This is a genomic window from Alteribacter populi (genome assembly GCF_002352765.1).
Lineage (GTDB): Bacteria > Bacillota > Bacilli > Bacillales > Salisediminibacteriaceae > Alteribacter > Alteribacter populi.
The window spans coordinates 642199-655413 of the sequence record NZ_KZ293963.1 but is presented as its reverse complement, the minus strand read 5'-3'; the positions used below and the strand labels follow the sequence as shown (position 1 = coordinate 655413).

11 protein-coding genes are annotated in these 13215 nt (G+C 38.7%); all 11 read right to left on the bottom strand.

Annotated features, from left to right (window positions below; all coding sequences use genetic code 11):
- Positions 1–235: 235 nt before the first annotated feature.
- The 11 genes from CDZ94_RS03240 to CDZ94_RS03190 all read right to left on the bottom strand — a co-directional run bounded on the left by CDZ94_RS03240 (position 236) and on the right by CDZ94_RS03190 (position 13205).
- Positions 236–874: a YczE/YyaS/YitT family protein gene (locus CDZ94_RS03240; protein ID WP_096435095.1), complete on the bottom strand. Its 639-nt coding sequence runs from the start codon at positions 872–874 to the stop codon at positions 236–238.
- 444 nt (positions 875–1318) lie between these two features.
- Positions 1319–1810 carry a metallophosphoesterase family protein gene (locus tag CDZ94_RS03235; RefSeq protein ID WP_096435094.1) on the bottom strand — a complete coding sequence of 164 codons (492 nt, stop codon included), beginning with the start codon at positions 1808–1810 and terminating at the stop codon, positions 1319–1321.
- Between the two features lie 158 nt (positions 1811–1968).
- Positions 1969–3300, bottom strand: a complete 1332-nt coding sequence (locus CDZ94_RS03230) for a S8 family serine peptidase (protein WP_157911692.1) — start codon at positions 3298–3300, stop codon at positions 1969–1971.
- A 336-nt stretch (positions 3301–3636) separates the two neighbouring features.
- On the bottom strand, positions 3637–4509 hold the full coding sequence (locus tag CDZ94_RS03225; RefSeq protein WP_096440557.1) for a TRM11 family SAM-dependent methyltransferase: 873 nt from the start codon (positions 4507–4509) through the stop codon (positions 3637–3639).
- Between the two features lie 268 nt (positions 4510–4777).
- Positions 4778–6148 carry a sodium-dependent transporter gene (locus CDZ94_RS03220; RefSeq protein WP_280951821.1) on the bottom strand — a complete coding sequence of 457 codons (1371 nt, stop codon included), beginning with the start codon at positions 6146–6148 and terminating at the stop codon, positions 4778–4780.
- A gap of 228 nt (positions 6149–6376) precedes the next feature.
- Positions 6377–7189, bottom strand: coding sequence for an adenosylmethionine decarboxylase (speD, locus tag CDZ94_RS03215; protein WP_198546694.1), 813 nt, complete (start codon positions 7187–7189; stop codon positions 6377–6379).
- Between the two features lie 329 nt (positions 7190–7518).
- Positions 7519–8529 carry a chymotrypsin family serine protease gene (locus tag CDZ94_RS03210; protein WP_245415700.1) on the bottom strand — a complete coding sequence of 337 codons (1011 nt, stop codon included), beginning with the start codon at positions 8527–8529 and terminating at the stop codon, positions 7519–7521.
- A gap of 501 nt (positions 8530–9030) precedes the next feature.
- Positions 9031–9234: a hypothetical protein gene (locus CDZ94_RS03205; RefSeq protein ID WP_096435090.1), complete on the bottom strand. Its 204-nt coding sequence runs from the start codon at positions 9232–9234 to the stop codon at positions 9031–9033.
- A gap of 97 nt (positions 9235–9331) precedes the next feature.
- Positions 9332–10183, bottom strand: coding sequence for a sulfurtransferase (locus CDZ94_RS03200; RefSeq protein ID WP_096435089.1), 852 nt, complete (start codon positions 10181–10183; stop codon positions 9332–9334).
- A 179-nt stretch (positions 10184–10362) separates the two neighbouring features.
- Positions 10363–11325, bottom strand: coding sequence for a metallophosphoesterase (locus CDZ94_RS03195; RefSeq protein ID WP_096435088.1), 963 nt, complete (start codon positions 11323–11325; stop codon positions 10363–10365).
- Positions 11326–11405: 80 nt separating this feature from the next.
- Positions 11406–13205, bottom strand: coding sequence for an ABC transporter ATP-binding protein (locus tag CDZ94_RS03190; RefSeq protein WP_096435087.1), 1800 nt, complete (start codon positions 13203–13205; stop codon positions 11406–11408).
- Between the last annotated feature and the right edge of the window lie 10 nt (positions 13206–13215).

Genomic DNA, 13215 nt, shown 5'->3' with positions numbered 1-13215 from the left:
CTGTTATTTATCAAACATATCAATTATTAATCTATCGGAAAAGGTACTTTTAAGTCGAAAGCTAGTTTTCTTTATGGGAAGGTAAAGGGTTGTAAGTTAGGGGAACATCTTCAGAAGTGAAGGTAATGTTTATATATGCAAATCGTCAAAAAAACCCTCACCTAAAGACGCTTAACAATTAAGTGGGGTCGTTCGTTAATAGTTATAGAAGATGTTTAAAAGGTTAAGCATGCTTTTACTCGACATTCTCAGTCAAATTCTTATTTAGCAAAATACTAGATCTAAACTTTGTGACAGGCTTATAAAACGCCTGTATAAGCGGACCGATGCCAAAAGCAACAATGATGGTCCCTACTCCGATTGGCCCACCGATGATAAAGGCAATGATTAATACCGTTACTTCAATCGCAGTTTTAGAAAAAGATAAACTTTTTCCAGTGAGGTAATGGAAAGCCATCATAAGGTTGTCGATTGGGTTTCTTGCAAAGTTCGATTGAAGATAAAAGGAAACGCCAACGGCAATTGATACAATGCCACCCACAAGCATGACTACTCTGACTGACAACAATGTCACAGCTAACTCCGGGAAAATAACCTCCAGCCAAATATCCATGAATGAGCCAATGATAAACATCGTAATTAGTGCTGAGAAATCGGGCATTTTTTTGAGCAAATATCCGTTAAGTAAGATAAGGAAAATTCCGGTAATAAAAACCCAACTTCCGACAGTTAAACCAAGATTGTTAGATAATGCTACATACATAGCGTCCCATGGTCCTGCTCCAAGGTTTGCCAGAATCATCATGCTGATACCAAAAGTTAAGAAAATTAAGCCTACTAAGTAAAACGTACCAATAATTAGTCCATTTTTCATAACTACACCTTCTTAATCCTCATCGTTTATCATTTGCATTGTTACATAGTATCATGATTACTAAGGTTCGTGCTGAAAAAAATTATGGAACTCGATTGTAACAATTAGGAAAACCGATCCCTAGTTTCGAATAACTGAGGTTTTCACTCCCCTTTTAAATAACGTTGTGAAAATATAAGTGCAGATCATTAAGTAAGTGAAGCTATCAAACAGATAATATTTATTGGTTAATGCGATTCTCACCGATCAGAATTCATTTTATAGACTAAAGAATGAGAGAGTTCAAAAGGGATAAATTTCAGTAGGGTTCGAATGATTTGTGCAAGGCTAGGTGATTGCCCGTGATAGATGGTAATAGAAATACACTACAAAATAGTAGCCAGATGAAGAGATATTCTGTGGAAAAAGCAGGGTGCTGCGAATAAAAAGCGAATTCATCATTTTTTATTTACTCTTAAAAAAAATATGCTGTGCATGCAACTCATCGCTCATTGTTAAAATGCCAAATGAATAAAAAGGCGCTTTTCGTTTGTCAGTGGCAGACCCTGGATTAAACATAAGTGTTTTATTTTTATATTTCAAGTATGGAATATGCGAATGCCCGAAAACGATGCAATCAATAGGTTGGTTGAATGCAGTGAAGGCTCTCTTTACCGTCGTCATTTTTTTTCCGTGACCATGAATAATACCAATTTTAAATCCGTTGACATTCACGATCTTTTTATCTGGAAAGACCCTTATTATATCCTCATTGTCCGTGTTTCCGAACACTCCGTTAACTGGTGCGTATTGTTTTAGTTGTTCATAGACTTCAAGTGACTGCCAATCTCCAGCATGAATAATCTGGTCAGCTGATCTTAACTCATGTAATAGGCGTGAAGGAAGCCGTTGTGCTCTTTTAGGAATATGGGTATCTGATACAACAACAATTTTCACGTAATTCCCTCCCTAAAATTAAAGGATATTTTCTACTACTCTGTCATGAATCATATTCCTACGTCAACTCGCTCATGCAAAACGAGTCTCTCTAAATAACGAAAAGCACTAACCTTTCTCACGGTTAGTGCTTTCCCTGATTAATTTGGAATTGATTTTTACTTTAGAGCGTTGTATGTGTCTACTAATCCATGACCGAAATACTCGTCATGTCCTCTTTTTCCAAGGTCTTCTGCTGTTTGTTGCAGATGCGTAATGATTCGCGGGCGAGAGAAATTTGGATTCTCAGCTTTTACGAGAGCCGCAGCGGCAGCTACTTTAGGAGCAGCCATGCTTGTTCCCATCGCCCATCCATACGAACCGCGGTCAACTGGTATCGTACTGTAAGCGCGAGATTCAGGCTCTAATAATGATTGGTCTTCATCTGGATTGGGCCAATTTGGTCCATAATCTCCACCAGGAGCAGCTAAATTAACATTTGATGATCCGTAATTTGAATAATATGCTAATGTGTCTCGATCTGTGGATGAAGATACACTAACGACACCAGGAATGTCGGTAAACGTATCAAAGAGTGGGCCGTAAACCTTACCCTCACCCTTTTCTGTTTCAACTGCTTTTCCTAAATCCATACCATTATTTCCGTTTGCACCAACGATTATCATTCCTTCACGGTGAGCATGTTGAACCGCTCTTTTAGAAGAAAGGTGAAGTAATCGCTGCTGCTCATCCGTTATCGTACTGTAAGTTCCAAGACTAAGGTTTGCTACATCTACTCCATCATCAGCAGCTGTTGTAATAGCATCAAGAATACCTGCCCAATTCATACGACCTTGATCATTAGCAACCCGGTAAGAAGCTAGCCCAAGCTCTGGTCCTACGCCTAGTATTCTACCGTTTCCAGCAATACTTCCAGCTACATGAGTACCATGTGTACCCGCATCTCGGTAAGCATCCTCTTCAGCAGCGCCGGGAAAAAAGGCTTTGCCATATAAAAGGTTATCCTCGAGGTCTGGGTGCGTAAAGTCTACTCCAGTATCGATTACCCCGACAACAACTGAGTGGTCACCTTTATTTATATCCCAGGTCTTCCCATCAGCTGTAACACGCTTAATGTCCCATTGGAATTCTTCGTACAAATCGGCTTCACTATCAGCCTCTTGAGGAACAACATCTTCATCTCGTTCAATCGCTACTTCGTTCGTGCGAATTTCAACATCCTCGACAACTTGACTAACACCTCTGATGTTTTTTACTTCATCTTTAAAGTTCACTCCAGATGCTTTTACCTGGACTAACCCTACATTCGAAGATTCCGTTATAACTTCAGCTCCAACATCAACAATCTCAGCTAGCGTTTGCTGATTAATATTATTCGAGTTAAAAAGAATCAAATATTCATTGTCTTCTTCTTCGCCCATGGCAATGTTTCCAAAACTAGTAACGGTTAATGCAATAACAAGTGTCCAAATTAGAAAGTACTTTTTCATTTTTTCCTCCTTCATTCTTTAATTAATTTTCTCTGAGTCTACACTATGTAGTCTTCAACTGACATAATCCTCCTTTTCTTTGGAATACTTTTAAATTAACACAAAAAATAACAAAATGATCAGAATATTATGGATATAGATATTTTGTAACACTTTTTATATTGAGTTCCAATAATAAAGACCTAATACATAGTTAAATAGATGTATCTAAAGTTCTACTTAAATGTAATATAACCCTGTTCTCTTACTTTTCAATGCCTGACAAAGGAAAAGTGAAAATAGGGTTTTCGTGAACTAATTCTATTTTGATCGTCATCTTAAGATAATGGAAAACTTTTACTCACATAAGAGTACTTCTCGAGTGAATGCACCGTTTTTTCTAAAAGCTGAACGGTCCACAATTGATAAGCCGGCTTTTGTGATGGCATCGTCAATGGGTTCGATCGTTACAATGACCACTTTCTCAGCAAAACGGCGAGCGCTCTTTAACATAGCTAGCTGATCTCGTGCTGACAAAACGGAGCACAAATTATAGGGCATATCGATGATCGCTACATCGAAAGCTTCTTCAACCTCTTGAATATTCTTAAGTGCAACGTCTGCTTCGTAACCAAAATAGGCGAGGTTTTTTCTCGATCCATATACGACCTTTGGGTTGATATCACTTCCTTTAACATCAATCCCCATTGAGCATGCTTCTAAAAGAACAGTCCCAATACCGCAACAAGGGTCAACTGCTTTTATACCATCGGGGTTGGGAACAGCAATATTGGCAACCGCTCTTGCAATACGTGAACTAAGCGCAGTCGAATAAGCGTAAGGCTTTTTCTGATGGCGCGTCCAGATAGGCTCGTGATAATAAAGGTCTCCAAAAACCCAACGATTATCTTTATGTATAACTCCGTACAACTTTTCAGGATCATGTAAATCAGCCGTTCCGTTTAACTTTAATCCAATTTCCCGTTCAATTTCTCGGCCTTTGGCAAATGATATTTTTTCGGCATCTGGATTTTTCACTGAGACGACTTTAAATGTGGTGTCACTAGCTGGCAGACTTGTGACTTGATCAACAATCTCCTGTAAGTCATTTCCTTCAAATAAGACGTCAATCCGTTCCTTCATAAACGGACTACGATTAGGAGTGATTTGAATGTCTGTTTCTATTGTATGGTTTCTCGTATCAAATCCGAAAAATGCTCTCATTTCCATTTGACATAACGGGTGCTCTTCTTCTGTGAAGGCATAGGTATATATTGATGTTTGATCATTCACGCGCTGTTCATCCTTTTCCACTCTATTTCGTTATAACGATACCGATAAAAACACTTTCTAGCAACTAAGAAAAACTTGGATTTTTCTTACATGTGAAACTGGCCACGAGGACGTAGACGGTAAGATAGCTATTACTTTTTTCTCAAGCTGTAACAGTAAAAAACCGCTGAGAATATATCTCAACGGTTTTTCATATTCGTTAATCTTATAATACTCCTAGTGCGAATAAGAACACAAGGAAGATCGCAACCGGAGCAATGAACTTCAAGATAAATAACCATACAGCTCCGATCGTTGAATTGCCAAAATCGGATGCTTGGAGTGCTTCTGTTTTCTTCCAACCCCAACCTACGAATAGAGCGATAATTAACCCGCCAAGTGGTAGGAAGATGTCAGATAAGAATTCCATATTATCCATAAATACGCGGTCGAATAAAATGAATTCTGAAAATGGACCGTTACTTAGTGATGACGGTACCCCTAGTAAGAAAATCAACCCACCAATGATGAGTGCTGTCTTTTTACGCGTCCAACCGAACTTTCTAATAAAGTACGCTACTGCCACCTCTAATAAGGAAATTGCAGAAGACAAACCAGCAGCTGCTAGTAAAAAGAAGAACGCTAAACCGACAATTCCACCAAGTGCCATTTCATCAAAAATAGCTGGAAGCGTAAAGAATACTAACCCCGCTCCACTGTCTGGTTCTGCACCGAAAGCAAATACAGCTGGGAAAATCACAACACCAGCAATGATCGCAAAGATTGTATCCATTGATGCAATTCCAGCTGTTGCCCCTGGTAATCGTTCTTTTTTCGATAAGTAACTACCATAAGTGATCAATGCCCCCATCCCTAAGCTAAGAGAGAAGAACGCTTGACCTAACGCAGCTAGATAAATACTAGGTTCACTGAGTATGCTCCAGTCAGGTGAAAATAAGAAGGCTAACCCTTCACTTGCTCCACCAAGTGTTAAACTGTAAATACCTAAGATAATTAAGAGAATCGCCAATGTTGGCATTAAGATAACGTTCGCTTTTTCAATCCCTTTCTTAATCCCTAGTAATACAATCCCAATTGTTGCTCCCATGAAGATGAATTGCCAAATGAGTGGTTCTAATGGACTGCCAATAAAGCCGACGAAGTAATCTACATATCCCCCACTTGGCTCAGACCATAAAGTTCCAGTCAAATACCCTGTGAAATATTTTAATGTCCAGCCTGCAACAACTCCGTAAAACGATAGGATAATAAATGCTGACGCTACTCCGAGGAAACCAGCTGCTACCCATGGTTTACCTGGTGATAAATTTTGGAAAGAACCGACTGCATCACTTTGTGCCTTACGTCCAATCGAGAACTCCGCCATCATAATCGGAACACCAATCATAATGATCATAGCGATATAAATGAGCAGGAATGCTGCTCCTCCATTTTCCCCTGCAACATAGGAGAATCGCCATATATTCCCTAACCCCACTGCAGAACCCATAGCCGCTAACATAAACCCAATCTTTGTAGCCCATTGCTCACGACCATTTTGTCCTAAATCTCTTTGATTGTGATTCAATTGATTCAAATTCTTTCTACCTCCCCTATAAAATAAGTAATATAGCTCTACATTAATAATATACGACATTAACCTATTAAATTCATTCTTTTTTAGAAAATTAACAACTTTTTGAATAGTGCGTAAGTAACAACTTTTAAAAAAATAACGGCTAAAGTACTATGATAAAAGGGTTTTGCAGGATTTCCCCTCCAAAAAAAACCTTAACCATAATTTTGGCCAAGGCTTTCTACACAATTAGCTTTGATCGATGTTTTTGCCATAATAGATTTCATCCATTTCATGCCGGAGTTTTCCCGTTATCTCTTTTTGTTCTTCTGCTGATAATTTATCTTTTTTGTATCCGAACAGGTAGTTATTTAAATCAAATTCCTTAAGTCTACACTTCGTATGGAAAATGTTCTCTTGATAAATGTTCACATCGATCATGTCAAAACACCTTTTTACTTCATCAGGAATGTAATTTTGAATGGAATTTATACTGTGGTCAATAAAAAGTTTGTGACCATTTACATCTCTTGTGAAGCCGCGAACACGATAATCCATCGTCATTATGTCCGTGTCAAAGGAATGGATCATATAATTCAGCGCTTTTAGAGGTGAAATTTCTCCGCATGTAGAGACATCGATGTCTGACCTAAACGTACTGATCCCTTCATAAGGGTGGTATTCAGGGTACGTATGAACCGTAATATGACTTTTATCTAAATGAAAAACAGCTGACTCAGGAAGCGGACCAGGGGATTCATGAAATGCAGTATCCGGAGCTTCTTCAACCGGTCCTTCAGCTATCAGCACGGTCACACTTGCCCCTTGAGGTTCGTAATCTTGTTTTGCAATATTTAAGACATGTGCTCCAATGATATCTGCAACGTCCGTTAAGATCTTTGTCAAACGATCCGCATTGTATTGTTCATCAATATAATTGATATATGCTTCCCGCTCTGCTTTTGTTTTTGTAAAGCATATGTCATACATATTAAAGCTCAGTGATTTTGTTAAGTTGTTAAAATCATGCAGTTCAATACGCTGTTCTGGGGTTAGTGTCAATATTCATTTCTCCTTTTCTAAAAGTGAGTGTTCAAAAAGGAGGACAAATGAGCGGTGGCTTCTGCGTTCGCAGCAGGACATGACGGTGCTAGCAGTAGCTGCTAAAACTGGACAGCTATTTTCCAGGCCTTTTTGGAACATCCCTAAAGTTCATCCATTTATTATGTAAGGTGGTCATTTAAACCTATTTATAATTTAAGCGTACCCAATATTAATATACAACAAACAGAAGGAGGGTCGATGAGTCTTCTCTTTAGACTTTAACCATTCACTAAACGAACCAAAAAGGCAAATAAAAATTCCCCATCTAAACTGATGGGGAATTAAACTTACACAAAATCAATTTCCAAGAGCTTTCTCACGTTTTCAATTTGATTTAAAATTGTCACCTCAGGGCTTCCAGCAAATAATAGACCTACAGCGCGGTTGTCCATATCCGTGACTAACGATCCACTGTCACCACCTTCTGACATGTGGGATGTGAGAATTTGATCATGGAAGCGTGCTACCTGGTTATCGCCGAAATTCACATCAATCGTCGCATCTACAGATAAAATCTCCCCTGTCGTATAGCCACTTGTTCTTCCTGTTTTCTTAACCGTTTCTCCTACCTCAATGTTGTCTTTTTCAACCCAGCCTTTAACATAGCCGCTCCAATATACCTCGCGATCGAGCTCTTGAAGCGAACCTTCTGCAATCGCTGCATCTACTACATTATTATGCTCCTCTAACGGTATTTCAGGGGTAAGGTCAATAGGTACAAAACGGCTAAGAGTCGCTACTTGATCATCAGGGGCGCTTCCTCCGTCGACTGCTCCTGGCTGTAAAATTGGATCACCAATATTCGCACTGTTGCTGTTTGCTAATATGTGATTATTGGAAAGTATATAATACTTTGTTATGTTGGAGTCGCCTCTATTAAAGACAACCGCTCCAACAGTTCCAGCAGTAATGTCGGGGTGGCCTATGCTCCACCCACCTTTCACAGGTCTAACTTTTGTGTTCAGTTCATTACCAGGAAGTGTCCGCATGAGGTCTGATTCTTTCGTTTTAACATTTTCTTCGCGATAATTCTGGATCTCAGGAAGACCGATTTGAATGACGTCTGTTTCTACACCGTCAATGGTTTCAGGTACAACGTCATCTTTGGACAGGGCGGTTAATGGCTGTTTATTCGTTACAAAAGTAATTAAAGCAGGCCGGTTCGTTGATTTTCCACCCTGAAATTTAATACCGATTCCAACACCAACGACGTTTTGTTTTTTTAACATGACATCTTCATTCGATTTACTTTTCACCTTTTTTAATTTTGCCTTCTCATCCTTGGATAAATGAGCCACTATCATCCCTCCTGCTATTATAATAAAGAGCTTGACCGGGGAGCGATTTTCATAAAGATATATCATATTTAATTCAAGAAACTTGTTGATATTCCTCCAAAAATTAAATAATTAGTTCTTCCTCTCTATTCCGAACCGTCTGAGCCAACACACATAGGAAACTTGGCTTTTTTCCATGGATGCAGAAAGCCTTAAAAATTTTGAATTTTCATCCATGAGGTTGCATTCTAATTTTTGAACATCCTAGCATTTTAGGAGGGGGATACATTCTTATATGTACGTGGATATTAGGCGTATGTATAAAAAGCTGTGAAGCACCCCACTATCCACACCTATTTTACTGAGCGAAAGGGGAACTATTAGTTGAATAATGTGTATAAACCTAAAACCGACTACTATCTCGCGTGTAGTCAGTCTTTTGTATCCAAAACAGCACTACCTTTACCAGAGCCAAACACAAAAAACATGCACCCTAATCGAGTGCATGTTTAAACTATTTGTCTACCGTAAAAAGTAATAATAAACTACCGTCCAAGTCAGTGCCGGGACAAAAGTAACGACGTAAATCGCCGATAAAATTACCATTCGCTTTTTCGTGGATTTTTTATAATTTTGATCGGTTGGATCGATCCCAATAACGATAGTGCTCACTAAGGCTATGACACAGATTATCGCACCGATAATGATCACTGGTGTATAATTCACGTTGTTCCCCTCATTTCTTTGTGCTCTCTATCTATCTGCTATTTTACTTGGTAAAACTTGATTTTTAAAGAGATCGCTTCTAAAAAACAGTTTTTATTCAGACCTTTTTGCCGTTCCCTGTGTGTATTGGGTTATTTTCATAGGTAATCCAATCACTCCAGCTGCCTGCATATAACTTTGGCTTTAATCCTACCTCATCAAACGCAAGAACATTTGCGCACGCCGTCACCCCTGATCCGCAATAGACAATTAATTCTTTATCTGCTTTAACATACTTATTAAGGTCCTCAGCTTGATCTTGTTTTGATTTCCACTTTCCACCATTAGCCAAGCGATTTTGCCAATCTTCATTCACAGCTCTGGGAATATGGCCTGCAACAGGATCAACGGGTTCTTTATCACCAGAATATCTTTCAGCTGATCTTGAATCAATCAAAAGAACATCGTCATCGGTTATTTTCTGTTTTACTTCTTCCATTGTGGCGAGCATGTTAGGTTGTATTTTAGGGACAAATTGTGCCATTTCTGGATTTGGTTTTTCATTTGACGTTGGAAAACCCCGTGTTTTCCACGCAGAAAATCCTTCTTCTAAAATAACCGCATGATCGTGGCCGGCATATTTCAGCATCCACCACAGCCTTGAAGCCATCGCTCCTCCTTGGTCATCATAGCAAACGAGCATTTTGGATGAGTCGATCCCTGCTTTACTGAAGACTGTAATTAATCTTTCAGAAGAAGGTAATGGGTGGCGTCCACCGTGTGTAGCGATTGGTGCGGAAAGATCTTGCTCTAAATCCATATAAACAGCCCCGGCTATATGTTCCTTAGTATAGGCTTCAAAACCTTTATCAGGATTACCAAGCTCGAAGCGGCAATCAGCAATAACAAGGTCATTATCACCTAAGTGATCCCGTAACCACTCTGCACTTATTGTGTTTTTCGTAGTCATTATACCCCTCCATTTCAAACACATTGTTATTTATAGTATAACGTAGTTAATCGGTGAATTGAGTGGAGATTTAGTTACAAAAATGACGGAGAGGTAAGGATATTTTGAAATGAAGCGTTAATAGCGGGTAAGGTGGGGAAAAGGAAATAGTCTAAGGTAGAATCTAATAAAGAACGACTCTACCTCTCTCCTTTAATTGTAAGGACATTGATTTCAGGGGTATTGAAAAGGCGGAATTTCATAAACGGCAATGCGTCACTACTTCCTAAGCCAGTGCTGACGTATTGTTTAGTACCCTGGTATTCCCATAAACCCTTTACTCTATCTTGAGGTGGAAATAGACCATAACGTTCATAATACGGCTCAGGAACAAACGGAGCACCAAGGAAGGGAATGCGAAACTGTCCACCATGATAATGTCCAGCAAGAATTAAATCGAATTCTCTAAATTTATAATTCGGATTTCCTTTTAATTTCTCGATCCGGTCATCCACTACCGGGTAATGATTTAATGCGATAATTATGTCACTATCTTCTAATGAATCAAGTGCATCCATTTTAGCTAATAGCTCCTCTTGATAGTTAAGGTTGTCCTGATAGGCCGGGTGATTAGAATGCCGGTTGCCTTCGATATGATTGAGACTTTGCCTTACATTCAAGGTAGAATACTCAAAATAAACAAAGTGAGTCGTTGCTGAACCTGTATTCACAGAATAGATAGACTCTAATAGGTGAACTCCTCTTTCTTCCATTCCATTAATAAAGTCACTTTTACTGAATGTATCATCAGAATGCAATTGATAAGTCAGAGGATCCGAATTCCCTGGAACAAATAGAGCATGTTCTTTATTATCAATCCCGTCAATAAGAGTGTAAAAAGGAGCGTAGTTTGTACTCCCCGTACTGTCCAACATGTCTCCTGTAAAAACAATCGCATCATATTCAATTGAATTAATTTCATTGATCAATCTTTGTTGATTCTGTCCAAATTCTTTTTCATGCAAATCTGTAATTTGGAGAATGGTAAATTCCGTATCGGTCTCAGTTAATTGATTTAAAGTAATGTCTTGAACTACTACTTTAATCCGGTTGTTGTCCCAGACGGTAAAGACAACGAGACCAACAAGCAAAAAAAAAAGCAATTATTAGCAAAAACTTACCTCCTAATATTTTCATAACCTATCGCTCCAATTGTTTTAAAAACACTCATAAGAAGTGAGTGCTATAAAGTAGCTTTCATTTGATTTCTAAGCAAATTGCTAAACACACTCGTTTTTTCATTGGCAAGTTGCCCGAATTCGCCGTTTTGAATGATTTGCCCTTCATCAAGTACAATGACCTGATCTGCATTTTTTATAGTAGATAACCGGTGAGCTATCACAATGATCGTCATTCTACCTTTTAATCGGTCAATTGCTTCCTGGATTTTCTTCTCGTTTTCAGAATCCAAGGCACTCGTGGCCTCATCTAACACAAGGATCGAAGGGTTTCTTAAAATTGCTCGTGCTAAAACTAGCCGTTGACGCTCTCCTCCAGAAAGTCTAATTCCCCGGTCACCAATTAGGGTATCAAGCCCATCTGAAAGTTTACTTACGAATTCTGCTGCTGAAGAAAACTTTAAGGCATCCCAAATTTGTTCCTCTGTAGCATTCGGCTCAATCAATTGCATATTTTCTCTAATCGTTTCGTTAAAAAGAAATGGATCTTGTGGTACATAACTTATTGCTCTTCTTAAAGGGAGTAAATTCTCGGTTGTTAGAGGAGCCCCATCGATAAGGATCCTACCTTCTTCCGGTTGATTTAATCCCATAAATAAGTCAATCATCGTACTTTTTCCAGCACCTGAACGCCCCACAATCGCTGTCATTTGGTTTGTTGGGATAAAAGCATCAATATTTTTCAGAGCGTAAGTAGGTTCATTTTTATTGTACCGAAAACTCACTTTCTCACATTCAATCCCCTGATGAATCTGAACAGGCTCTACATTCGAAAGATCTTCACTACCTCCAAATTCCTTTGCATTTGCACATTCATATTGCAGGGCCTTTACAGCTTTAAACGCCGGAATCGTTGTCGCTATTTGCTCCATAGACCCTTGTATACCGGTTACTTTTGGCCATAGCCTTGAAAAGATTACGATGATTAACATGAGTTGACCTGCCTGGGCATTAAATAAGTTGACAGCAATAAATATGAAAACCGCAATTAATACAGCAGAAGCAATTTTATAATACATTTGTGAGATGGTTTTTAATTTAGTAAATTCAACCTGCTCATTTTCTATACTCGTCGTTACTTTACGGTACCAGTCCATTCTTGACCTTTCCAATGTATTACTTTTGATATCTTTAATCCCATTTATTTGATCTGTGATACCGGCAAGATAGGTTTTCCCTAACGTGAAATTACGGTTTCCCAGTGCAAGAGACCGTTTAAGGAAATTACGTGAAAAAAAGATAAGAATTAATCCTGAAAGTAAAACGAAAACTGTAATACTTGGAGAAAGCCAAAACGCGAGACCTATTTGAATAATCGTAAAAATTAACGAAGTGATAAATTGTAGAAAGGAATGAGTGCCAGCACTTGCTTTAGCAATTTCAGAGGTTAGTATGTTAATGAGATCAGACTTTCTATTTTTAATGAAAAAATTCCAATCTGAATGGAGCAACGATTCATAAGTTTCGACCCTCATGTGACGGAAGAACCCATGTTGAATCTTAGCATTACGAATTGTAATTTGCCGTTGGAGAAGATTTTGACCCACAACGATTAAAACATAAATACCTAGAATTACGGGTAATCCTACAGAAGCAGGAATGCTTTGCAGAAAATCAAACAAACCAGAAACCGGTGTTCCCCCTGCATCCAGATTCACGATTCCAGTCATACTAATCATCGGAATTAATAAAAGGATTCCCACCCCCTCAAGTAAACTAATCCCTGCCATCGCTAGCAGGTTAAAGTAGAGGATCTTACCAGCATAAGAGTGAATCTGTTTTAAAAAGTAAATGATATGACTCATGACTAAATCC